Raw genomic sequence first — 25,865 nt, forward strand, 5'->3', positions numbered from 1 at the left:
GCTAATCTCAGGGAGCAAGCTCCCATCGATTCGCTCGACTTGCATGTATTAGGCACGCCGCCAGCGTTCGTCCTGAGCCAGGATCAAACTCTCCGAAGAAATGTTTGACTTGCTCATTTGCTTTTTTTGATAGTGTGTGCTCACTTAAAATTTAACGTTGGCGCTTTGTTTTGTTCAGTTTTCAAAGAGCAATATTTTCCATCGCTTCTTTAGCGACTTCATTAGTTTAACACCTTTCAAACATAAAGTCAACAACAAGTTGTCTTTACTTGTTTGTCTTTTTTGTCTCAAGCGGTGTATTTAATATATTAGCACTTGCATATAGATAAGTCAATTTAATCTTTTAAAATTCCCTTCATTTTTTTCACGAACCACCTTCTTCTATATATACACTACTTTCTTTCTATAGAAGCCGGACCCTGCTAATGAATTATCAAATACAAAAGGGCAGCTGATTATAGCCACCCTCCTGTTATTAATGATTATTTATCGATGGAAATTACGTCCGCTTCTTCCCTATCCACATTTCCGGCCTTTTCAATCTTCACACTTTCGCCTTCGGAAAGGTTAGTAAAGACGATTGGCGTAATGATAGAGCTGGCATTTTTTCTGACATACTCTATATCAACTTTAAGCAATGGCTGTCCGCTTGTCACTTTATCTCCTTGAGCGACAAGTGCTTCGAAACCTTTGCCTTCTAACTTAACTGTATCGATCCCGACATGTATCAAGATTTCACGTCCAGCTTCGGAAACGATACCTATTGCATGTTTAGTCGGGAATAGGTTAACGATCGTTCCGTCTACAGGAGAAACAACCAACCCTTCCTCGGGTACAATTGCAAATCCATCACCCATCATTTTTTCAGCAAAAACTGCATCAGGCACTTCCGTGATCGGTTTTAATTCCCCTTTGATAGGAGAAACAAAGCGCTCGGAAACTTCATCCGTCCGCAAAGGTTCCGGGACGACATCCTCGATTTGTTTTTCCACGCCCTCTTCAGGAGAGGCTTCTACTTTACGAGGCCTTTTTCCATCGATGATATCTTTCATTTGCCCCTTGATCGTTTCTGAACGCGGTCCGAAGATTGCCTGGATGTTATTGCCCACTTCCAGAACCCCAGCGGCACCAAGTTTCTTCAGCCTATTTTTATCAACGTTACCGATGTCATTGACTGATACACGAAGACGGGTAATACAAGCATCCAAGTGAGAAATATTTTCTTTTCCGCCCATAGCATCCAAGATATCCCCCGGGAGACTTCCAGCTGTACTTGCAGATCCTTCCGCTTCCTCGTCCTCCTCCACTTCACGACCAGGAGTTTTTAGGTTAAACGTCCTTATCGCAAATCGGAATCCAAAGTAATAGATAAGCGCAAAGACCAAACCAACCGGAATAACAATCCAAGCATTGGTTTGAGGATTAATTAAACCAAACAGTACGTAATCAATCAACCCACCCGAGAACGTCATCCCGATTTTCACGTCCAGTAAATGCATAGTCATGAATGATAGACCCGCAAACAGACAGTGAATCCCGAAAAGTACCGGTGCAACAAATAAGAATGCAAATTCAAGTGGCTCAGTAATCCCAGTCAAGAAAGATGTAAGTGCCGCAGAAGCCATCAAGCCCCCGACTATTTTCTTTCTTTCAGGTCTTGCTTCATGATAAATGGCCAAAGCCGCAGCTGGTAACCCGAACATCATGAATGGATATTTACCAGTCATGAAAGTACCTGCCGTTAAATTCTGTACACCATCTTTAATTTGTGCCATGAAGATGGCTTGGTCTCCTCTGACTGGCGTTCCCCCGCCTTGAGGGATATAGCTGCCAAATTCGAACCAGAACGGCGAATAGAAGATATGATGCAATCCAAAAGGAATCAGCGCACGTTCTACGACCCCGAATACGAAAGCTCCCAGAGTCAGGTTGGCACCCAACATATTTTCGGAAAATGAATTTAACCCCGATTGAATCGTCGGCCAAATCAAAATCATCAGCAACCCAAGAATAACTGCGCTTGCAGCTGTTACAATAGGTACAAAACGTTTACCTGCAAAGAATCCTAAATAAGAAGGCAGTTCAATTTCATAAAATTTATTATACATAACAGCAGCCATGACACCGACAATAATACCGCCGAACACGCCCGTTCCCAACGTCGGGATTCCCAGAACATTGCTATACACCGCACCATTGTTCTCAATGTCGGCAGCGTCAATCCCAAGAACAGTTCCCATCGTTACATTCATAATCAAGAACCCGATAATCGCGGCCAGGCCGGCAACACCATCTCCACCAGCTAACCCAATCGCGACCCCCACAGCAAACAACAAGGGAAGATTCCCAAAAATAATATTTCCGGCATTCTCCATTACCGATGCGACCATTTCCACTCCGCCACTCGCAAGAAACGGGGCGATATCCAACAAAGTTTCGTTTTGCAATGCATTACCAAACGCAAGCAAAATTCCAGCCGCTGGCAAAATGGCTACAGGAAGCATCAAAGCTTTTCCGATTTTTTGCAAAACACCAAACAACTTCTTAAACATAGGTTTTCCTCCTCTTTACTGTTTTTCCATGCTAATAAAACGGTTACATTTAACGATGGTATTCATCTTCCCACGCATCAGAATTCAAATACAAAAAAGGCATAAGCAAAGATAGGATTGAAATGAAAATTCAGGTATATAATACCCTCTTTCATAACAATCATTCTCCTCACTTATGCCTGATCGAATCAGTAACACGTAAGTTAATGTATGTTTATTTTATTTTCTTTTGTAATCGTTGGATATGCATCGTTAGATAGACAGCTTCCGCATCACAAACCGGTTTGCCTAATTTCTGCTGCATAATTTTTATTAGCTTCCAAGAGATATTGTAACACAAAGGATATTCTTCTTTCAATAGCAATGCTATCTTTTCGGGTTCCTCTACTTTTTCCTCAGCCAACACCCTGTCTATCATGAATCTTAAATGACGGACCAAACGTGTATAATCTATGCTATCCTTATTAATTTGCACGCTGAGCTGTTCTTCAACGACTTGGATAAGATGATAGATTAACTGCGAATGATGATTGACTTCCGATAAGTCTTTATTTGATATTGCACTATGAATATGAAGCGTAATAAAGCCGATTTCCCCTTGGGGTAGGCCTATGCCTGTCTTATCTTGAATTAAGTCGATTACATCAACAGCAATATCATGTTCAAAAGGATAAAGGGTTATCGTTTCTTTCAAGAATGGGTTTTTGATAGTCATTCCCTGTGAAACACGCTGAAGGGCGAACAATAAATGATCTGTTAAACCGACATGTATATGTTCATTTAGCTTTCCAGTTACTCGGTCATTAATGAGATGAATGGATTCTATAATGGCAGCTTGAAGATTTTGATCGATTTGCGGCAAAAGTTTTTTGTAACTTTCCTGTTCCTTAACATTTTTCAGGACAAACGTTTTCTCCGCAAGTTCCGGACTCAACTCTTCACCTTTCTTTCGGTTGAAGCCTAAGCCCTTTCCAATTGAAACGACTTCTCCATACGACGGATGCGTGGCAATCACCACATTATTGTTCAAAACCTTTTCAACGATAAAACCATTCATTTTTCTCCCTCTTTTTTTCTCAAAGTCATCCCTATGCCCCATACAGGATAAAATACTTAGTACTAGTCCTTTTACTATACACGATATGAGCTTTCTCTTACAACATGAAAGAAGAGCCCCGAAATCAGGACTCTCCTTACTTTACTTAAATTATTACTTCAAGAAAATGAAATAGAGTAGGAAGACGACTCCAAGACCCCACATGATTGGATGAACCTCTTTAGCTCTTCCTTTCATCGACATAGTGATCGGATAGAAGATGAATCCGCAAGCGATACCTGTCGCAATCGAATATGTCATAGGCATCATGATAACCGTAAAGAAGGCCGGAACCGCAATTTCGAACTTCTGCCAGTCAATATTCTTAAGTGATGATGCCATTAATACTCCGACTATAACCAATGCCGGCGCAGTCACCGCAGATGTCACAACTGAAAGAAGCGGGAAGAAGAAAAGGGATAGGACAAACAGTAATCCTGTCACTACAGCCGCAAAACCGCTTCTAGCACCAGCAGCTACACCTGATGTAGACTCTACATAAGATGTTGTGGTGGATGTACCAAGAATTGCACCTGAAACGATGGATAATGAATCAGCAAGTAACCCTTTTCCCACTCTAGGAAGAACATTATCCTTCATCAATCCAGCTTGTTGTGCGACAGCCACCAACGTACCCGCTGTATCAAAGAAAGCTACGAACAAGAAGGTCAATATCACGATTAACATTTGACCAGTGAAGAGATCACCGGGATTTCCAAAGGCATCGAAAGCTACCCCGAATGTAGGCGCTATGCTAGGAACTGCACCGATTATTTTCTCCGGCACAGGCACTTGTCCAAAGATCATCCCTGCAATGGCTGTAATGACCATCCCTATGAACACGCCGCTTTTGACGCCTCTCGTCATCAAAATGACGGTTACGACAATTCCAAACACAGCCAATAAAGTATTCCCTGATGTTAAGTCGCCCAGTCCGACAAGAACGCTGTCATCATTCGTGATGATTCCAGCATTCTGAAATCCTACAAAAGTAATGAATAAACCGATACCGGCTCCAACTGCGTATTTCAATTCAACTGGAATTGCATTAATGATTTTCTCACGTATTCCAGATAGGGAAAGCAAAACGAAGATAATACCTGAAATCAATACTCCTGATAAAGCCGTCTGCCAAGGAATTCCAAAACCAAGTACAACGGTAAAAGCGAAGAAAGCATTCAATCCCATACCCGGCGCAAGCGAGATTGGATACCTGGCTATGAGTCCCATCAATATCGAGCCGATCGCAGCTGCTAAGGCGGTCGCTGCAAAAACCGCTCCGTAGTCCATTCTCAATTCATCCGGATAGTCCTCGATGCTTTGTAAAGTCAGCATTACAGGGTTAACGACCAGGATATATGCCATTGAAAGGAACGTAGTCAGTCCGCCAAGTATTTCACGGCGATAATTAGTTCCCAGCTCGTTAAACCGAAAATAATTTTTCATTATGAGTCTCCCCTATCATAAAATCGTGCCAACAGAAAATGCCCCATTCGGTTCCGAACGGGGCTTGACTGCGGTCATGTACAGAAGTGGCGATTTATCCTCACCAATCCATCCACATCGTAGTCAAGCCGTTCACGGCAGCTTGGTAGAAACTTTTGGGCCATATCCCCAATATTATACGACAATTATGTTTTTTTATTATTATAGGTTTAGTGTACCAGTCACCAAAAAAATCGTCAATATACCAAACGAATATTTATTATGTAATTTTAGGCAACGTTCGCGTTTCGCTATATATTCCTTACTTATTATGACTATATCTTCGCCAACATACGTGAAATGTAAGCAATCTATACATCAAATACTTTATTAACAAAAAAAAATCAGTGAAGGTTAGTTCCTTCACTGATTGGATGATTCTAATCTTCTATTCCCACTCGATCGTTGCAGGCGGCTTAGACGTAATGTCATACACGACGCGGTTTACATGGTTTACCTCATTAACGATTCTCGTAGAGATGATTTCAAGTACATCCCATGGGATTCTTGCCCAATCGGACGTCATTCCGTCAATGGATGTAACCGCACGGATCCCGATTGTATAGTCATACGTTCGCGCATCGCCCATTACCCCTACGCTTCGAATGTTAGGAAGCACCGTAAAGTACTGCCAAATTTCGCGTTCCAAACCATTCTTACTAATTTCTTCACGTAAGATATGGTCAGATTCACGAACGATTTCAAGTTTTTCATCTGAAATTTCGCCTAATACACGAATACCTAAACCTGGACCCGGGAATGGTTGACGCCAAACGATTTCATCTGGAATGCCCATTTCACTTCCAAGTGCACGTACTTCATCCTTGAATAGAGTGTTCAAAGGCTCAATCAATTTAAATTGCATATCTTCCGGCAGACCGCCAACGTTGTGATGCGATTTAATTGTTTGTGCAGTGGCCGTACCACTTTCAATAATGTCTGTGTAAAGTGTACCCTGCGCAAGGAAATCAATTCCTTCGAGCTTCGTTGCTTCGTCATCGAATACGTAGATGAACTCGTTACCGATGATTTTCCGTTTTTGTTCCGGATCTGAAACGCCAGCAAGTTTCGATAAGAAACGTTCTTTTGCATCGACCTTGATTACGTTCATATTGAAGCCTTCACTGAATGTTTTCATTACACCTTCAGCTTCCCCTTTACGAAGTAATCCATGATCAACGAAAATACATGTCAGCTGATCGCCAATCGCTTTATGGATCAATACAGCAACAACGGATGAATCAACTCCGCCGCTCAAAGCGCATAACACTTTTTTATCTCCGACCGTTTGGCGGATTTTCTCCATCTCGATTTCAATGAAGTTCTCCATTGACCAGTCACCTTTGCATCCACAAACGCCGAATACGAAATTTTTCAAAATGTCATTACCGTATACGGAATGACGAACTTCAGGATGGAATTGCACGGCATACAATTTACGTGCCTCGTCACTCATAGCCGAAATTGGGCAAGACGGGTTCGTCCCATCAACTTCGAAACCTTCAGGCGTTTCCACCACTAAATCACCATGGCTCATCCAGACGATTTGTTCTTTCGGCAGGTCACTGAATAACTTAGACTCATTTTGGATGGCAAGTGTCGCTTTTCCGTATTCACGGTTTTTCGCTGGTTCCACTTTACCGCCAAAATGTTTAGTCATTAGCTGCATGCCATAACAAATTCCGAAAATCGGTAGGCCCATTTCGAATATGCGTTCATCACAACCAAATGCATTTGCATCATAAACACTGTTCGGACCCCCTGAGAAAATAATTCCCGTTGGGTTCATTTTCTCGATTTCTTCTACAGTAATTGTATGAGGATGAAGCTCACTGTACACACCAAATTCGCGGATACGACGAGTGATCAATTGATTATATTGGCTTCCGAAATCAAGTACTACGATCATTTCCTGGTTTTTTTGCAATTCTGTTTTCCCCGGCACAAACGTCACCTCTATCAATGTAATTCACTCATAAAATCGAGTGATAATTTCTTATAAAAAATATTATCATAAAAAAAGAAAAACTAAAAATCCACCCTCAAAAATACAGAAAAAGTACAGACGAAGGCAGATTTTCAGCTTTCCTGTTAAAATCCGCCTTCATAGTCAAATCATTTACGGTGATTCGGTAGAAACTTTCGATCCATATTATCGAGGATATATGAAGGATATATTAGTTTAAGTTAGTTTTTGTTATTGTATCAATATAATAAAAACCTGGTCAAGAGCTAGTTTTTCTCATTAAGCTTTCCCAACCCTTTTGAAAGTGTTTCCATTCGCCATCTTCCACGTCTCCACGATATATCATTAACTCGTATCCACCCGTCAATTCACTCATCTCATCCGTATCGTACACTGCATCCACATAGGCGGCGTACTCCCTTAAAGTTTGCCCCTCCGGACGAACTAAACCACCTCGTTTTAATTGTTTCAATAATATTAAATAGGCTGTCGAGAAATGTGCACCGGTTTTCTTTCTATAACGAAGAATCTGCAGATGAGGAATCCACTTCCTTCTGAAGAAATAACCAATAAAAGCGAGAATCAATACACCTGACAGTGTGATGGCAGTCCATTTTAAGAACCCACCCATGTTCCCAATACCCGTATTCACGGATGATTGAGTTTCCCTATCGGGTGTATCCTGGCGTTCCCTGGTCTCTATCTTTGTTTGCTCTTCATTAGTTGGAGTTTCTTCAGGCTTCTTGATCGCTTCCTGTTTCAATTCCGAATCGTAAAATTCAACTTCCCCATTGAAACCCTTTGTCGGCTCGAAGGGAACCCAGCCTATCCCTGAAAAATAAACCTCGACCCAGGAATGTGCATTATTATTGGTCACCTTATAAACTGATTCGCCATCAAGGATTGATTTTTCCCCTTCCGTATAGCCCTTTACCCACCTTGCAGGTATATTGGCGGCTCTTAGCAAAACAACCATTGCACTTGAAAAATTATCGCAATACCCTATCTGTGTCTCGAATAAAAATTGATCGACATAATCTTGATTGCTCTCTGGATACGGAATATCGTCCTTAGAATAAATGAATTCAGGTCCGTCAAAATAATCCTCAATGGCTTTTGCTTTATCGTACCAATTCGCTTCATTCCTTGTAAGCCCGGATGCCAATTCATATATCCGGTTTGGCATTCCCTCTGGAAGCTGCGTGTTCTTTTCCATTAATAAATCCATTGATTCATCAGGTTCCATTACCTTCCTTAATTCAGCTATATCAAAACTCGGCATATCATAGACCAGCCCATACTCTTTCATGGACAGTCGTTCGCCATTATCCTTTTCAGAAATAACTTTGTCCATACCCTCATAATATTTGAAATCCATCCCGTTTTTGGCCTCAATCCTTTTTAAATACGCGGACTGCGGATGAAGGATATGGGAATATGATTCCGTCATGGATACTTTTGCCGTCATTTCTTCTGTCCTCACCTCTTCAGGAACGTCGTAAATATCTAAAGATGCCATATCCTGCCCGTTGGAAAAAGTGTGAAAGTCGGTTTCAAGTATGGAAACCCACCCTTTACCGGTATAAATATCCTTGTTCTCGACTTTCCAGTAATGTCCTGCAGGAGCATCATTATAAAAAACGATGGAACTATCCGGCTCTATCGAACCGCCAAGATCCGAATCGTCTTCATCATATCCGACACTTTTACGCTTCGAACCATCGTCTTCTTTCACAGCTTTATCAGAATAAGAAGTAATATAAGGCACCGGGTCCGGCCACTGCGGAGAGAGCTTTGGGGCAACGAAACCAACCAGGACACTTACCAATATCATGCCGGTCAGCATCAAGATCCACTTATTGATGGAAGCCATCGGAAACTTGATCCTCTCCTGTATAGTTAGCCGCAGCAGGGACAGCAGGCCGAGCATCAAGAACCCGATGATGATGATCCTAATCATTGCCTTATCCCCAACATAAGGAGTGAATGTGTCAAGTACAGATATAAAAATCACCGTTAACATAAAAAAGAAAAAGATGCTTTGCCTTACCATCACCCAGTAATGGATCAAATACGTTACAAGCCACAGAAGGACAAAAAATAGAAACGTTCGAAATGGATTTGTGATCAGCTCCCAATTACCATCATATATAAAACTAAGATTGGCCGTAAAATCCGCTAGGAATCCTTCTTTCAGCCATGATAATTGAAATAAAGCGCCTTTTGAATGGAGGAACTGTAATGAAATCATTATATAAGCACTAATGAGAATAAATCGGATTGACCAATGTATGCGGAAATAATGCAGCAGTAGGGAATAGATTAAAAATAAGATAAAAATGATGATGTTACCTGTATCGGTGAGTTTATCGACAGGCCTCAACCATTCAGTGATCAACAACAGACCGAATACATACATTAGGACGTGCATGGACCTTTCCAACTTTTCAGTGGTGACATTCATTTCGCCATCACCCCTGACCTGTCAGACTTTAGTTGGCCATGTTCAAAAAAACTAACCTTTATCCCCCTCGAAACAGCTGTAGAACTTGACAGCCTTTCCTCATCAGTAAGATCTGCCTGTTTCTTCACACATAACATTAATCCCTGATTAGGCCGGAAAGCACTCAATATGTCCACCTTTTCTAAGGTTAAGTCTGAAACGATGAATATCACAGCAGCGTTTGCCGGAAGAATTCCCTTCCGGACATTTTCGTTCCATGCGTTTACAACACCCGGCTCTTCTTTAGCAAGCCGGTAAAAAATCTTTCGTTTCTGTTTGTTGCCTGCTGCTGCCGGTATGATTAACCTCGCTCCCATACTCACATACCCAATTTCCATGCCTTTCTTTAACATGGCGTGTGTAATGGAAGCCGCCATTTCAATGGATTCTTCGAATAAATCCGACGGCTTTTCATCAAGCATGATGAATACATCCCGGTTTTTCTGCACTTCGAATTCCTTCGTCATGATTTCACTCGTTCTAGCCGTCGCCTTCCAGTTAATCCATGACAACTGATCGCCTGGCTGATATTCCCTTACCCCGGAGACTACTGATTGTTCCCGTTGTGTTTTCTTTGTTGAAACCACTGTCCCCTGATTGAACACTCGATCAAGATCACTGTAGGCAAGCTCATGATAACGAGGAAAAACAGTTATCTTCAAAGGTGAACTATATATCGCTTCCTTTTCGACTAGCCCAAAAAAGTCCCCAATCCAAAAGCGGATCGATTGAAACGAATGCTCTCCGCGCTGCAAGTTTTCCAAGGTATATGACAGGCTGAAGGTACGCTTGAATCCCGGAAAGATAATAATTTTCCTTTGGAATCCCCTATCTTCCATCTGCTGAGGCAATTCCTCCTCTACCACCATAAATAATAGGGGCAGCCAGTTTTTACGGGTAAACGTCCATGCAATTTCAACAGTTTCGCCGGCCTGGCATTCCCTTTTATTGACCTTTCTCTCAAGGGTAAAATCATGCAGCGGATAAAACAGCAGAATCGAAGCGTACACAGAAAACGGCAAAAATGAATAAAAAATGAACCAACTGACAAAACCGCCTTGAAACATTGCATAGCAAAAAGAAACGGTCATGAGTAATACAAGTCCGATCACACTCATATTCCCCTTTAAAATGTTGATGAATTTACGCATTAGGTCACAGCCCGCTTCACAGGCACTTGTGTTGTCGCGACAATTTCATGTATCACCATTCCAGCATCGAAGCCATCATAATTCGCTTCAGGTTTCAAAATAAGCCTGTGGGAAAATACGAATGGAACTAAATATTGAACATCGTCTGGCAGAACATAGTCCCTGCGCTGGATCAGCGCGTAAGCTTGGGCTGCCTTCATCAATGCTATCGATCCACGCGGGCTTACCCCTAAATAGACCGCTTCATGCGTACGTGTTTGATTCGCCAATTCAACAATATATCGTTTTATTGTGTCATCCACTATCACCGCTTTTACCTCAGCCTGTAATTCTATCAATTCATCCAAGGTGATGACGGATTCCAGCTCCTCAAGCGGTGCCGTATATTGTGCCCTATGAAGAACCTCTATCTCTTCTTCCACACCCGGATAGCCCATTTTCATTTTTAATAGGAATCTATCCAATTGAGCCTCCGGAAGCGGATATGTTCCCTCGTACTCGATCGGATTTTGTGTCGCCATTACGAAGAAGGGCTTCTCCAATCCTCTTGTGACACCATCAATAGTAACACTTGCCTCTTCCATGGCTTCAAGCAATGCAGACTGAGTTTTCGGCGAGGTCCGGTTAATTTCATCGGCTAAAATAATATGTCCCATTATCGGACCTGGCCTAAAAATGAATTCTTGTTCCTTAGGATTGAAGATCGAAACACCGGTAACATCAGAAGGAAGTAAATCAGGTGTAAATTGAATTCGCTTAAAGCTTGCACCTATTGATTTTGCCAGTGCTCTTACCATGACTGTCTTTCCCACACCCGGAACATCCTCCAATAAGACATGTCCACCGGAAAGGAGTGCCACGATGCTTAGTTCTGCTATATCCCGTTTTCCGATAATCACCTTTTCGATATTCGCCAGAACCATTTCCAGTTTTTGATTGACCTGCTTATAAATCATTCTCTACCTCCCGAGATTCACATTATCACTATTATTTCATACCTTTTCTATATCACGCATTTTACATTAAGCTCCAATTAAACCTTACATTGTAAGTTTACTAGATATTCGGCAAACCATAAACGAATTTGTCTAAAAATATTAATGCGGCTTAATCAAAAAGGTATGGTAAAACTGTTGCTAAGTGAATATGAACCTTGCAGAAAAAGGTGCTGCCTTGTCAGCTTAATAGGGAATTCGGTTTAAAACCGAAGCTGTTTCCGCAGCTGTAAGTGCTAATGAAATAAGATGCATACCACTATTTGAGGATGTAATCGCACGCCGATTACCGTCCATTTACCCAAATGGGAAGGTTCTTAGAGTAAAATGACGCACAAGCCAGAAGACCTGCCTTCTTTCATCGTATGATGCTCTTCGGAAGATAGGAGATTGTACGGCTCTTCCATGTTTTTTCTACTACAGATACATAGATGCCCGAAGCCGACCAAAACTCTTGGTCGGCTATTTGTTTTACTGGGAAAAGCAACGGAGGTCATTCACCCAATACGTAAAAGGAGGAATAAATAATGAAGAAAACCCTACGATTCAGTTGGATTTCCATGCTGATGCTTACCCTTTTCCTTACCGGATGCGGAGTGAACGAAGATCAAGCCGCAACGGATAATAAAGATAGTGAAAAGGCCGAAGAAATCAAGGATTATACGGTTACGGATGATACTGGAGAGAAAATAAAATTCAAGAAAACTCCAGAAAAAGTCATTTCACTTCAGCCAAGCAATACGGAAATTTTATTTGCCCTCGAACAGGGTGATAAAGTCGTCGGCGTGACAGACTTCGATAATTATCCAGAGGAAGCAAAGAATATCGAGCATGTTTCAGACTCTGTTACTATCAATGCAGAAAAAATCATTGCCTTGAAACCTGATGCCATCATAGCTTATACCATTGGTGATGAAGCGACACTGCAACCACTCGAAGATCCTGGCATCCCTGTGTTCATTATTGAATCTGCGGCAAATTTCGATGATGTATACGGTGATATCGGGCAAATTGCTAAAGTGATGGGTGTTGCCGAAAAAGGGGATGAATTATTGAAAGATATCAAATCCCAAATTGCAAGTGTCGAAGAAAAAGTGGAAACTTTAGACGAAAAGGAACAAACATACTTTGAAATTAGCCCTGCTCCGGAAATCTATACAACAGGAGCGGAAACATTCCAACATGAAATCCTGGATACTGCCGGCATTAAAAACATCTTTGATGACCAAAAAGGCTGGGTTAAGGTATCTGATGAAGAAATCGTCAAAAGGAACCCTAAATCCATCATCACCACTGCCACGTATGCAGATGATGCTGTTGGTGAAATAAAAGCGCGTAAAGGCTGGGAAGATATCAATGCGGTGAAGAACGATGACGTCCATTTGCTTGATGAAAATGTCATGTCACGTCCTGGACCAAGGATCGGGGAAGCTGTTGAACTCGCAGCAAAGACTGTTTATCCTGACTTGTTCAAATAACACGAAAGGAGGATGCGCCAATAATGGCGCATCCTCTTCCTTTTCCCGCTCCGGTCTTTAGGGCAATGAAGCCACACCCTTCCGATTTGTATTTTCTTAAGTAAACTTCCTTTCTGTCTTGTTTATGCTAAAATGAATGCAATCCACTCATAAGATATAAGAGGTACTGATCATGTATAAAAAATTCTTCATTTTGATCTTCGCAGCCGCCCTTCTTTTAGGGCTTATTAAAACCGTTATGGATATGTAGCAAAAACAGCCCGAGTCCTGACTTATGCCAGGAATCGGGCTGTTTTCATTTTCGTTTAACCTCTCCATTCAGCTTCCCCATTTTCGGAATGAGGATAAAAAACAGACAAACGACCAAAAGTGCCAAAACGACGCCGAGCAATATCGTCAGGTCAAAATTAAGGGAAGGCTCTGTTTCTTCTTCGCTTCTCGTTCGAATGCCGACCTCAGAGAATAATCCAAGCTGTTCTGATTTTAAAGCGATGGTATTATTTTGATTCCCCGTCATCGGAGACAGAAACAGTGAGTCCTTCACCGAGTCAATGACATCATATTTCCCTCTTTCAAATGTGAGATCCTTTTGTTCTTCAGGCAGGTTCCGCTTCTGTTCCAACAATCCTTCCTCATGGAAATACTCCGTTTGAATATCAATATCCTTTTCTTGATATTCATTGGGCTCCACCATGGGTTTCTCTTCCGCCCCGCCATGAGGTGCATGGCTAAAAAACAGGATGAGCAAGACAGCCATTACGTATTTATTCCACTTCATGGGCCATTGCTCTTCTTTCTGTAAGACGCTTCACTATATATGGAATGATCGTTGCGATAAGCGTCAGCACAATCAAGGTGATACTAGCCGGAATGAATGCCGACTGATTACCGAATTGAATGGACATGTATACGTCTGCAACCGGGTGGTCTGCATTGAAATTAGGCATGATTAAATCCATTAATGGAATGGTAAAGAAACTGATCAAACCAATCACCAGGATAGCACCGACAAACGGCCCAATCGAGAAGGCAAGTCGGGTAAACGCTGAACAGAAGAATAAAAGCAGGACGGTGAAAACGGTCCATTTAATCTCCTGCATATCTCCCAGGGGATAGATCTTCAAACCATACATGCTGATGATTAAACCTACGATCAGATTCAATAAGGTAAACAAGGCCGCATGGACCATCATTGGTATGGTTTCATAATGATGCAGGAAGAAACCGATCAATAACCCAGAAATGAGTATGATCACCAACATGACGATTGGCGGGATATTAACTTTTTCCTGATGAAGGACTTCCCCGCTGATTTGTACGGGATTCGCTAGATATTCGTACACATACCCGTTCTGCTGATCATCGACTAGAGTGTTGTTCAAGACACTATATACGTCCGTCTTGATTTTTTCGGTTGAGTCTACATTTTGGGACCAATTATCATTAAGCTGATCGGCCCTTTCCTGTACTGACCCCACTTTCGCTTGCAGGTCTGCTGTATCCTTCGTGACCGTGTCCTGTCGTTCCGCTACAGAATTGACAAGTTCGGAAATGAAGCCGACAGTTGTTGCCGTATTGTCTTGAAGTGATACAAACATTTCTCCATCAAGGTTAACTGGCGGCTCGGCCTCCATTTCAGGAACTTCCATATGATCTGACAAATTGGCAGACACTTCTTGAGCCTTCCCCGTAATTGCCGCTAATTCAGCTAAAGTAGCTTTCTGCCCCGTTTCAACGTTAGCATCATATTCTTTCATATAACCCATAATGGAATCTGAGAACATCCCGAAGTTCTCGTTGACACCTGCTAAACTGGCTTTAACGAGTTTAGCTTCTTCATCTACCTTTCCAGAAACCCCATTTTTCAAGTTTTCCAATTCTTTTATATTGGCTGCAAATACCTTTTCTACATTTGCTTCCGTGACTCTTTCAGCCAATTCACCATAAGATGAGAGTGAACCGTAATAGGCAAGGAGGGTAGTTGAATCCCGATTGGTGATAGGATTCTCAAAGGCCTTCACCAGCACCGCTCGCCTTTCTCCCCCCACTTTTTCAAGAAGTGACTGTTCGAGAGTCTTGATTTCTGCGATGGCCTCATCGATTGTCATACTCTGGATGTCCTGTAATTTTTGAATATCTTCCTGTGACTTTTTCCATTGGTCACCTAAATCCTTATAATTCGTACCGAGTTCATTATAATCAGCTTGTAATTGCGTAAACTGCGCCAGCAGATCATTATATGAATCCACCAGTGTATTAAACTCCGTTATCACTTGATTATAATTTCCCGTTCTGCCGCTTACCGTTCCGCTGAGATTATTGATTTCCGTTTGGAGTTCTGCTGTAAGAATGTTGATTTGTTCAGCAGCTCCTTCACTTCCTTCTGCCGGCACCAAACTTTCAAGTGCCGTGTTGATCCCATTGATTTGATCCAGCAGTACCTGTAGCGACAGTTCATCAATCGGGTCCTTCTTTTCAGGTGCAGCAACCGATTCACCTTTTCCCGTTTCCGTTTCAATATCTTCTATAGGCGTCGTTCCCTCACCAATAACCTCCCCATCACCAGAGCTGCTTGCAAGATTTCCTCTTTGCACAAGCAAGGTAGACTGAAGGTTATCAAGACCCGCCTCTTCCGATTGTTTCAATTGTTCAATCGAGCTCTGTTGATCTTGGGTGATTTTCGTAATTTGTTCTACTTGGTTGTCTTTCATGCTTGTTGAAAATTGTTCCAATTCATTACTACTGGAATCAAGTTTCTGCTGCATGATTCCAACATTCTCACTAATGCCTTGATCATTAAGGCTGTATTTCGTATTCATCCCTTGCTGAATCTCTGGTAAAGATTGGTTTGCCTCATTCAGCACCTTGTCATATGATTGAACACTCTCCTCGACCAGCTGCTGATTTTGGACTGAAGCCTTCTCAAAAAGGTTACTTTGAGCTTTTTGATATTCCTCAAAAGAAACTACATCTTGTACAAAGGAAGCCATTTGAGTCTTAGTGTTCCCTATTTCATCCATTGTTTCAGTACTCGTTTTGCCTGCATCCTTCGTCTGGGCAAAGACTCCTTCAAGCATGTCCTTATGCTGCTTGATTTCGCCGGCAAGGCTTTCCGAGCTTGGAGTATAAAACTCATACATCGTGTTTTGAAAAGCGATTTCTTTAGCGAGGACATTATCAAACTTCTTACGGATGTCCTCGACTGATTGGGAAACATAGCTCCAATACTGTGTGGAAATATGCTTATTCATTTTGCTCTTTGTCTTCTCTAATTCCTTTTGTACCTTTTCCATGTTCTCTGCATTCAAACTAGGTTGTACCTTGTACTTTATTCCCGCCTTGACAGGCTGTTCATCATCGAACGTATAAATATTTTCTGAAAAATCGGATGGGAAATATATAACTGCATCATACTTTTCATTTGCAAGTCCACTTTCCGCCGTACTTCTATTAACCACAAACCACTCATATTCAGAATCCTTGTCCAATGTAGTAACAAGCTCTGAGCCCACGAAAATGGGATTATTGTTAAATTCAGTGCCATTATCTTCATTTACAATGGCGATTTCACGAGAAGCCGTTTCTGTCTTTTTCATTGGATTTTGGCCAATATATGAAAAAAACAAGATTGGCAGCGCTAAGATCACCAGTATTTTACCGATTAATAGCATCGGTTTTATTTTTTCAGACACTTTCTTGCACTCTCCTTCTTTCTTCACTAAGTGGAATTTGGATTTTACTCTCCTGGCCATTCAGCACAAAGTATCCGTAACCCGGCAGTATTTCTTCTTCTTTTCTGGAATAGGAGAGGGTATACAAGCTTTGGTCCGATTTTTTAAGAAGCAAAACAGCCTGTCTGACTTGTTTCAGTTCGGTTGTCAACGAATCATACCCCTTTGTGAAGTCGTTGGCATTTCCAGCGACCATAAGACTAAACCCGAGATGGCTGTACTGTTTCATCAAACCGCTGATCCTATCCTGAATCCTGCCGTCTATCGTTTGTTGGATCCTTGAAATGCTATCTATGATAAACATGATCGGCGGGAATTCCAGTTGCTTCATCGGTTTCATTTCCAATGCCGCTAGATAACTTCGTTCACGTTCTTCCAATATTCCAGTGATATGATCGAGCCATTCGGTTATCTGGTCTTTTGTTTCCACATAGCGCACCTTCTCCTCAAATGCATAAGAAGATAGGCCACGATCAACTCCGTCAAATAAACCAATTTCCCCAATTGTCTGTGTAAGCAACGATTCCAAGAGCACTTTAAGGACATTCGTTTTCCCTTTACGTGACTGTCCTACGACAAGCAGGAATGGATTGGAACTCAACTCCACGAAAACAGGTGTAACGCTTTCCTCTGAAAGCCCGATCGGAATGGAGTCTTTCTTAATGGCTTGTGAGCAGTAACTCTTGAAGCTGCTTGAATCAAGACGTGCCGGTAACATCGGAATCGCCGGCGGTTTGGCCATTTCCTTATATTTAACCTTATGTTCTGCCACAGCTTGTTTCATTTCTTCCAAAACGGCTATATCATCCGCTCCATCGGCTGGTAAATAAACCTGCGTGAGATAGGTTTGGTCCTTTTTCACCAACGCCCTACCAGGAACAGGTTCATTTTCATAAGGGGTTCTCCCCAAAACTGAATATTGTTCCGAACTGTCCATTAAGTAATGGACGACCTTCGTCTTAAGACTATTCATTAACGGCTGGCGAATCGCATTGATTCTCGTTGCCGTTAAAATCATGAATATTCCAAGTGATTGTCCATCACGTGCAAACTGAACGAATTGCGCTTCCTGGTCCTGCATCTCATCCTTCACCAAGTCAAAATTGTCGACCACGATATAAATGATCGGCAATTTATCTTCCACTAATGCATTATAAAGCTTTATGTTACTAAGCTCTTTTTCTGAAAAAAGCTGCTTACGCCTTTCCATTTCCGCCTTCATGAATAACATGAATTTTTCAATTTTCCTTAACTCATCGAACCTAAAGTATTCCCCAGTATGAGGCAGCTGGCGCATCGGCAGTAAAGCGCTATTCCCGAAATCGAATATATAATAATGCAGTTCTTCAGGACTGAATTGATCTGCAAAACTAAAGAGAAGTGTCAAAACGGTGGTTGACTTGCCGTATCCGGAAGAACCAAAAACCCCAACATTCCCATCTTCAATCCAGTTATAGACATAATTTGTCTGGCTCTGCAATTCGGGCTCATCCTTCATTCCCAGGTGGAATTGATTCCTCGTCAGGCTTCTTTCAGTGTTTCTCGATAAACGATCTGAAAGAGGCGGCAGCCATGGGCTTGCCAACTTCTTAATCTCCATTTCTTCCTGTGTCGCCACAATTCGATCCGCCACAGCTTCAATTTCACTAACCTTTTCTTTCCTCTTATTAGTGATCTGTTCCGATACATTTGAGATTTGAACAAGACCGAGGTCTGTGACAAGTGCCACTTCATCCTCAGATCCAACCGTATCCTCTAAATATGGTGCACCGCTCCACGCAGACTGGAACAATTCATAAACCTCGTTATTTCCTACCTGCAAATATCCCCGTCCGGTGACAGTAATATTTGCCGCATCGCTATTTTTAAGAATTTCCTTACTATCATTGGCATCCTGCACTTTCAAGGAAATTTTAAAACGGGCATTACTCCAAATCTGGTTATCAATTACACCGCCCGGCTTTTGTGTAGCAAGAATTAAATGAACTCCCAAGCTCCGTCCAATTCGAGCCGTACTCACTAATTCGCGGATGAAATCTGGTTCTTCGTTTTTAAGTTCCGCAAACTCATCCGATATCAAAAATAAGTGCGGTAACGGTACATCCGCTTTGCCTTCTTTGTATAAGTCCGTGTAATCGTTGATATGATTGACTTCGTATCGATCAAACATGCGCTGGCGCTTCTTCAATTCGCTATTGATGGAGGCTAGTGCCCTGGCACTGAAGTTCTTGCTTCCCTCAATATTCGTAATGACCCCCAGCAGATGCGGAATCTGCCTGAATGGCTGTGCCATTCCCCCACCTTTATAATCAATGAGCAAAAAGGCCACTTCATGTGGATGATAATGAACGGCTAAAGATAGGATGTAGGTTTGCAGTAATTCACTTTTCCCCGATCCTGTCGTTCCAGCAACCAATCCATGGGGGCCATGCGCCTTTTCATGCAAATTCAATTCAACCCTATCCGTTTTCCCTTTCAATCCAATGGGAACTGCCAAGGATTTGGAAGACTGATTGGTCCGCCAGTTTTGGCTTATAGGCAGATCTTCCACTTCACGAGCTTTCAATAATTCCAGAAATGATACCGTTTCTGGAATGGAATTGTTCATGCCTTTTTGATGATCTAGTGAACGCAGCGTCCGTGCAAAACGCTCATTCCCTTCTTTTGAATGTGCATCAAGTGTAAAAGGAGTATGAACCGCCTTCGTTTGCTGAATGAGAATCTCACCCTCAAAATCATTTATGTACTTCACAAGCGTATGGACATTTTCCGTCAAACTCTCTTTTGCATCCGCTGCAAAAATCGTCGAGATACCTAAATCGTCTGTTTTACCTTCTAAATATTCCAATATGACATGCTCCGCAATTAAATTACGATCCGTGACAATAAAGACCAAGTGGGGAGTGAATCTCACTTTCCCTTTGTTCTCATCCAAATCTCTTTCTCTCAATAGCTGATAAATCGAGGTCAGCAGCTGGTCACGTGATTGCTCATTATATATAAAGCCTTTTGCATAGGCATGCGGCAATTGAAAATGGGGGAGCCATTTCATCCATTCCCATTCCTGGTAATCCTTTTCCGGAAAAATGGCCACAAATCGAACATCATGATAACTATGAAAAAAGGCCAGTTGCCCAATCAGTTGTTGCAGCTCCCGTTTAACAATCGATTCCTTTCCGACCAGGCCCATCGATCCGCTTGATAAATCGATGGATAACGGAAGATCATCCAAGTTTTTGTATACATCCACAAGTTCCTGCGACTGCTCAAGTAAATCATCTATATCCCGATTGGACATATCGCTGCTATTTACCGACACCTGATAACTTGAGGGTATGGTCGCCGTTCCGATCTTAAAGTGCAGAGCATCTTCACTTTCCAAAGTTCGCTCCCATATACGGTCGCTAATACTATCAGTTAGATGCTTCATCCTTTCAAAGGAAGGGTAATGATAGAACAGCACATTCTTTTGTTTTTCAGACAGCTCTTGCAGTTCTTCCCTCTTCTGCTCTAAATACCTGGTATATACACGTTGACGTTTTTCTTCTCTGAATTTTTGCTTCTTTTTGTCTTTAAAGTATTGTACCGTCGAGGTAACTAAAGTCGTTGTGAACATCACAATCGATATGATGATGAAAATGCCCCGAGGCTGAATGACCGTAATGACCCCCATGACGATTAGCATCATCAAAGGCGGCATAAGGATTAGCCATAACCCTCTATTATTATCTTCCGATTCTTGGCTCGGAAAAGATATCGTCACTTTCTCATCCGGCAATTCGTAAATCATCCTTGGTGTCCGGCGATATTGTGGATAGTTTTTTTTCATTTCAGAGATTGGCTTCTTCATTTTAGATAAAGAAGTTTCATAACTCTCGGCACTAAGAACCATCAATAAGTCGCCTTCAACCATCCTCAGCACCATATTCGGCCAGCTAATCAGATCACCATTTTGAATGGGAACAGCCTTCGTTACCCTTTCACCATTCAGGAATATCCTGCAATTTCCCTTTGGCATGAGAAGCCACTCCCCTTTATGAAGCACAAAGGAAAAGTCATTGCCGGAAACTGGTCCTTCTTTACGGATAGTCGCTCCCACCTTGGCCGATAAAGTGATTTCTTTCATGTTGCCTATATAATAGAGGCTTTCTTCCAAATCCCCTGCCGTATAAAAAATCTCGACCGTTTCTTCTCCTTCATGAAAGGTGAAGCTTTGGAATGGCTTTACATCGCCAAGCTTCTTGTCCTCTCTAAACACCTCATATCCATCAAGTTCCTCATGTTTTTCCAGCTTGATAGGACCTTGTTCAAAGGGAATGGAATAAACGGTGATCGTATCCTGTTTTGATGGCCCAATCGTAATTGGCCCGTTATTTTTATCCTTGATCGTAAAGGATTGGTAGGTCCCTTTAGAATAAATCCATAATGAACTCATTAAATCTCACCTCCGCAAAAGGCCCATTGCTCACTCTTTGCTTTTCTCTTTTTCTTCAGATGATTTTTTGGAGGAATCCTTATTTTCTTCATTTCCCCCAGAAGCAGGTTCGTTTTCCGCTTCTTCTTTTACAGCAGGTTTTGCTTCCGCTGCGCTTTTATCCTCTAAATTCGACTCTGTTGCAGCAGGGTTCTGATCTTGCTGTTCCTCCAATTGCTTATCCAATTCCTCTTTTTCCTTTTCATATTGGGATAGCTCAGTATCGACTTCTTTAATTTGCGTTTCCTTTTCTTCCCCTGAAAGTTTATCGTCCAACTTAATCTGTTCTTTCTGGTTTACCAGCCCATACATAATCAATTCGCGATCCTCCATGATTCTCGCCAAATCGATCGCGTCCTCGTTCATGCCCCTGCCTATATAAATCCAATATAGGAGATACTGACTATCCGTTTGCAAAGTGATTGCATTTTCTACATTCTTCTTCCTGACATCATCTAACGGCTCATAAGTGACATAGGACTTCGCCAGTTCATATTGAACGACATACGGCATATTTTTCGGATCGTAGTTTTCCAACCGGTCAATGACTTCACTATATTTTTGTTTTAAAAAGCTTTCACCGCTTTCTACATATGCATCCTGCCTAGGTTGGGAGAAGAATAGTGTGTAAATCGTATACACCAGCAGTGGCACTAGAACGATCACCGTACCCCAAAGTGTATAACGGCCCATTTTCCATTTCTTTTCAGGGATATGCACAAATGCTTTTTCTTCCTTCTCTAAAGCATCTATCCGGTTTTGAATGACCGTGGAAAGTTCATCCCAAGTCTCCGATGCCAATATAATTTGTGATTCGTTCGATAGTTTTAGTGTTTTATGGTAAAGCAGATACTCTTCGAATGTATACTGCCCATCTACAAGCGCAGAAATCGTGGCCTTCGTTTCTTTAAATAGCTCATCTTGATTATGCTCATAAGTAGGCAAACTGCCTTTTACGCCATAATGCAGGAAATATGGGGCCAAGCTTGAATCAAAAACGATATTTTCTGGACAGACGACTAGTTGCAGGCGACTCAATTCATGATTCCTGATTTTCTTCAAGATTTGATAAGACGATAACCATCGACTCAATGTATTTTTATCTTTAGCTTTGGAAAAAACAAAAAAAGAGGCTGGTGGATTTACTCTGATCTGCACCTCGTCCTCTGTCACTTCTATATATTTCTGAAGAGCATCATCCGCTTCATGAATAAGCTGTAATTCCAATGGGTCTTGCATCGATAGTTTTGCCCGTTGGAAAACGAATAAATGCCCCTTATCATCCTTCATCATTGCAGCTTCTGTTTTTTTCTCCAGATATGAGGATTTTTTCTCATCCATTTTATGTACTCCTTTACCCCTGCTAAAGGGCTTTAGACTTTTTTCCTATAAAGAGTCCACACTTAATCCACTAGAGGATCTCAAGGCGGTCCCCCGTCGTAATTCCGCTATCAAGCAGGGTTTCATAACCTGAACATACGAACTCTTTATTCTGGACCCGCACCCAATAGCCTTCTTTAGGTGCACTGGCAATATCCTTTACCTGCCATATAATTTCCACAACCTTCTTGATGGAGCGGTAATTCGATACTTGCAAATCAAATACTTCCCCTGTATACCTGTTTAAATCGATCGTTAGTTGAATATATATGGAAACCACCTCTTTTAAAGCAAAAAAGCACCACGATCTTCATAAAGAGTCGCGGCGCTTTTTCCTAGAAATTTCTTTATCTCATTGACCTAATGATTATCCGCGAATTTGACTAGCAATCTGATTATCTGTGTCTTCAAGGATTTGAGCTGATCTATTCAGTTGTTGAGAAACTTCATTCAACAAGCGGGCCATATCCATGAATGAAGGCTTTAATTCTTCGTACTGACCTACGAAAGCCTCACTGGAAGAACCTTCCCAAATACCAGTTAAATGATCTCTCATTCTATCTAAACGACCAATCATATCCGTTACTTGTTGGCTCTCATTATCATATTGTCTTGCTACATCTTTCAGTTCCGAAGGTGTTACGCGAATTTGTGACATAGAAAAAATCCTCCTTTTATCTTATATAGTACATTTTAATGGAACCATACATTTTCTGCCATATAAATAAGCGCAAAGTCGAAAAATGGTAAATTATGATTATATAAAAAAACCTAAATATGGCATTACGAAAGTCTATGTACCTGTTTTCCCAAATCTTTAAACCCATTTTTCATTTAATTTTTAATAATTTACTTTTTTATGGTAAAAAAAGTTCTTTATACCCAATATTTCTGTAGCATTATCCAATAATACGGTTTTCACCATAATAAAAGTGACTTTAGGCTTTCTTTTTAATCAAACGTTTGATTAAAGTCTGAAAATCAATTGTTTCCATACTGTTTGCCTTAATAATGGATCGAATCCCAAACCAGGACATCCGAATGAACGGAGGGCCATTTTTTCAATGATAATTTAACCTGACTCCGCTTTATTCAACCTATCTCCGATCATGTCGGCCTCCTACTTACTTAGCTACAGCAGGAATACGTCATATAGCGAGAATCGTTTCATTCAACAGAAACAGGCCATCTCTTCCCAAAGGTTTTGGGAAAAGTGATAGCGTAATACATGATTCAATTACGTTGCTTAGTCATATAACCCGTTCCAAAAAATGTTTCACAAACCGATCACTTTCCACATTCGTACAGACGCGGATTCTTGGTTCGCCATCCTTTTGACCGATTGTCCTGCCTGTTTCTTCACCTTCGGTCACCACCTTGACGTTCATCCATTCTGTACTCACAAAACTTGAATCAATCGCTACCCCGACAGCAAGCGGATCATGAAGTGCGCAACCGCCCAAACCTGGATGGGAGTTTTCATATGCTTTCATATAATAATCGGTCATTTCCGCTAAAAATTTGGCGCTTTCCTTACCAGTGGCACGCCAATCATCAAGCTTCGATTTCAGAAGATATGTTTGCAGTGTCACGTCAAGCCCCACTAGGGTGATTGGCAGCCCTGAAGCAAATACCTGATCAGCTGCTTCAGGATCTGATATTATGTTCGCTTCAGCATAAGGGGTTACGTTTCCTGGTACGTTTACGGCACCGCCCATAATAACGACCTCTTTTACTAAGGACATGATCGTTGGGGCTTTTTTAATCGCCATTGCGATGTTAGTCATTGGTCCAACTGCAATAATCGTAATTTCATGCGGTCGGCTTTTCACTTGATCGATAATGAAATCTACTGCATTTCCTTGTGATGCTTTGATGGTTGGTTCAAACTGAAGGGTATTTCCTAACCCGTCTTCCCCATGAACATGCTTGGGATATTTCTTCTTCCTTCCGCGCACCAAAGTTTGGTCAGCACCTTCAAAAACCGGAATGCGCCTATTTAATTTCTCCAAAACGGCAAGTGTATTGCGGGTCGATTCAACAACGGGCACGTTACCAAAGCAAGTGGTGAATCCGAGCACCTCCAATTCCGGGGAATTTAAAGCATATGCCATCGCCATGGCATCATCAATCCCAGTATCAACATCAAATATGATTGGTTTCAAAATTTCCACACCTTCCAAAATCACTTTTTGAGAGCCTTTTTCAATAGGGAAATAACAAATTGATTGCCTCTCTTTTCTCTTTCTTATGTATCATGAAACACTGTTTTTCAACTGAATTTTAACATTCAACGATAGGCAGTTCCACAGAAAGTTAGGAATACTCACAATTCGCAAACAAATGACAATGCCCACTGGTTCTTGTATCTACCAGTAAAAATAGTTGACCGCTCATAAATATCAATGATATAAAAAGTGAAAAGAAGAAGTTGTATCTTAGTAGTGCCCTAATTCCTTTTTCTTCTTGTTCAATGCTATTACGTCTATTCCAAAGGTAGTTATGAATGCATGCGTTACGAATTTATGATATCCAAGGTGGAAAAAGGATGAAAATGTTTAAGTTGATTGTAGATGATCCTTCTGCGTATAAAAAGGGAACAAAATTCTTTTTAATATCACATTCAGAATTCATAGGTGTGAAAAGTTATGTATTACTAGCTGAAGATTTGAAAGGAAAGATCGAAGTAACGGAAGAGGAATTGAGGAGTAAGTTCGTTTCTATACATTGAACTTCAGTTTTAAAACCCCAGCCGCCTATTAAAACTAAAAAAAGAGGGAATTTCATTTTGACTGAATAAACTAATATGAGTCTTCTCTTAAGTGATTGGCTCTTACGCACCTGTTAAGGCAGGAAGCTATGAATACTTATTTTTAATAGTTGAATATGGAAAATCTTCAAACGGACAAAATGGTCAAAAGAATCGCCATAAGATAAACCCATATCATCGCTTCTCATATTTTTCATCCTTAGGTTCAAAAGAATAAATCTATTGCTGTAGGGTCTTTCGGTCCACTGTTATGGGATGAACTTGTAAATGATTACAACCAGATG

General features: G+C 41.4%; 16 protein-coding genes, 1 rRNA gene and 3 riboswitches. Of the genes, 2 read left to right on the forward strand and 15 right to left on the reverse strand.

Annotated features, from left to right (window positions below; genetic code table 11):
- The 8 genes from Q8G36_RS19520 to Q8G36_RS19555 form a co-directional block, all read right to left on the reverse strand.
- Positions 1–99 (reverse strand): 16S ribosomal RNA (locus tag Q8G36_RS19520); the annotation flags it as partial.
- Positions 100–482: 383 nt separating this feature from the next.
- Positions 483–2,552 carry a glucose-specific PTS transporter subunit IIBC gene (gene ptsG, locus Q8G36_RS19525; RefSeq protein ID WP_305161488.1) on the reverse strand — a complete coding sequence of 690 codons (2,070 nt, stop codon included), beginning with the start codon at positions 2,550–2,552 and terminating at the stop codon, positions 483–485.
- 214 nt (positions 2,553–2,766) lie between these two features.
- Positions 2,767–3,609 (reverse strand): glucose PTS transporter transcription antiterminator GlcT, encoded by an 843-nt coding sequence (gene glcT, locus Q8G36_RS19530; protein WP_305161487.1) that lies wholly within the window; start codon positions 3,607–3,609, stop codon positions 2,767–2,769.
- Between the two features lie 153 nt (positions 3,610–3,762).
- A complete protein-coding gene (locus tag Q8G36_RS19535; protein ID WP_063235528.1) occupies positions 3,763–5,094 on the reverse strand; it encodes an NCS2 family permease in 1,332 nt (443 codons plus the stop codon).
- Between the two features lie 100 nt (positions 5,095–5,194).
- Positions 5,195–5,296: riboswitch (purine riboswitch) on the reverse strand.
- A gap of 225 nt (positions 5,297–5,521) precedes the next feature.
- The gene (gene guaA, locus Q8G36_RS19540; protein ID WP_305161491.1) at positions 5,522–7,042 is read right to left on the reverse strand and encodes a glutamine-hydrolyzing GMP synthase; all 1,521 of its coding nucleotides are present in this window, start codon (positions 7,040–7,042) and stop codon (positions 5,522–5,524) included.
- A gap of 178 nt (positions 7,043–7,220) precedes the next feature.
- A riboswitch (purine riboswitch) is annotated at positions 7,221–7,322 on the reverse strand.
- 36 nt (positions 7,323–7,358) lie between these two features.
- Entirely contained in the window at positions 7,359–9,563 is a 2,205-nt protein-coding gene (locus tag Q8G36_RS19545; RefSeq protein ID WP_305161486.1) for a DUF4129 domain-containing transglutaminase family protein, read from the reverse strand.
- Positions 9,560–10,753: a DUF58 domain-containing protein gene (locus Q8G36_RS19550; protein ID WP_305275184.1), complete on the reverse strand. Its 1,194-nt coding sequence runs from the start codon at positions 10,751–10,753 to the stop codon at positions 9,560–9,562. The genes Q8G36_RS19545 and Q8G36_RS19550 overlap by 4 nt, the downstream gene beginning before the upstream one ends.
- Positions 10,753–11,709, reverse strand: coding sequence for an AAA family ATPase (locus tag Q8G36_RS19555; protein WP_305161484.1), 957 nt, complete (start codon positions 11,707–11,709; stop codon positions 10,753–10,755). The genes Q8G36_RS19550 and Q8G36_RS19555 overlap by 1 nt, the downstream gene beginning before the upstream one ends.
- 190 nt (positions 11,710–11,899) lie before the next feature.
- A riboswitch (cobalamin riboswitch) is annotated at positions 11,900–12,118 on the forward strand.
- Positions 12,119–12,275: 157 nt separating this feature from the next.
- On the opposite strand from Q8G36_RS19555, the gene Q8G36_RS19560 reads away from it, so the two are divergent.
- Complete coding sequence (locus tag Q8G36_RS19560) at positions 12,276–13,226, forward strand: ABC transporter substrate-binding protein (protein WP_305161483.1); 951 nt, start codon at positions 12,276–12,278, stop codon at positions 13,224–13,226.
- 295 nt (positions 13,227–13,521) lie between these two features.
- Here Q8G36_RS19560 and essA read toward each other — a convergent pair whose 3' ends face one another.
- The 7 genes from essA to Q8G36_RS19595 form a co-directional block, all read right to left on the reverse strand.
- Positions 13,522–14,004 carry a type VII secretion protein EssA gene (essA, locus tag Q8G36_RS19565; protein WP_305161482.1) on the reverse strand — a complete coding sequence of 161 codons (483 nt, stop codon included), beginning with the start codon at positions 14,002–14,004 and terminating at the stop codon, positions 13,522–13,524.
- Positions 13,991–16,918, reverse strand: coding sequence for a type VII secretion protein EsaA (gene esaA, locus Q8G36_RS19570; RefSeq protein WP_305161481.1), 2,928 nt, complete (start codon positions 16,916–16,918; stop codon positions 13,991–13,993). Before esaA ends, essA begins: the two co-directional genes overlap by 14 nt.
- Positions 16,911–21,392, reverse strand: coding sequence for a type VII secretion protein EssC (essC, locus tag Q8G36_RS19575; RefSeq protein ID WP_305161480.1), 4,482 nt, complete (start codon positions 21,390–21,392; stop codon positions 16,911–16,913). The genes esaA and essC overlap by 8 nt, the downstream gene beginning before the upstream one ends.
- 30 nt (positions 21,393–21,422) lie before the next feature.
- Positions 21,423–22,772: a type VII secretion protein EssB gene (gene essB, locus Q8G36_RS19580; RefSeq protein ID WP_305161479.1), complete on the reverse strand. Its 1,350-nt coding sequence runs from the start codon at positions 22,770–22,772 to the stop codon at positions 21,423–21,425.
- 70 nt (positions 22,773–22,842) lie between these two features.
- Positions 22,843–23,082, reverse strand: coding sequence for an EsaB/YukD family protein (locus Q8G36_RS19585; protein WP_053537134.1), 240 nt, complete (start codon positions 23,080–23,082; stop codon positions 22,843–22,845).
- 96 nt (positions 23,083–23,178) lie between these two features.
- Complete coding sequence (locus Q8G36_RS19590) at positions 23,179–23,469, reverse strand: WXG100 family type VII secretion target (RefSeq protein WP_305161478.1); 291 nt, start codon at positions 23,467–23,469, stop codon at positions 23,179–23,181.
- 592 nt (positions 23,470–24,061) lie between these two features.
- A complete protein-coding gene (locus Q8G36_RS19595; RefSeq protein WP_305161477.1) occupies positions 24,062–24,976 on the reverse strand; it encodes a nucleoside hydrolase in 915 nt (304 codons plus the stop codon).
- A gap of 383 nt (positions 24,977–25,359) precedes the next feature.
- Here Q8G36_RS19595 and Q8G36_RS19600 point away from each other — a divergent pair, with 383 nt between their 5' ends.
- A complete protein-coding gene (locus Q8G36_RS19600; protein ID WP_289318811.1) occupies positions 25,360–25,542 on the forward strand; it encodes a hypothetical protein in 183 nt (60 codons plus the stop codon).
- Positions 25,543–25,865 lie beyond the last annotated feature (323 nt).

Origin of the sequence: Peribacillus frigoritolerans (genome assembly GCF_030676415.1) — a bacterium.
In the GTDB taxonomy this organism is placed as follows: domain Bacteria; phylum Bacillota; class Bacilli; order Bacillales; family DSM-1321; genus Peribacillus; species Peribacillus frigoritolerans_A.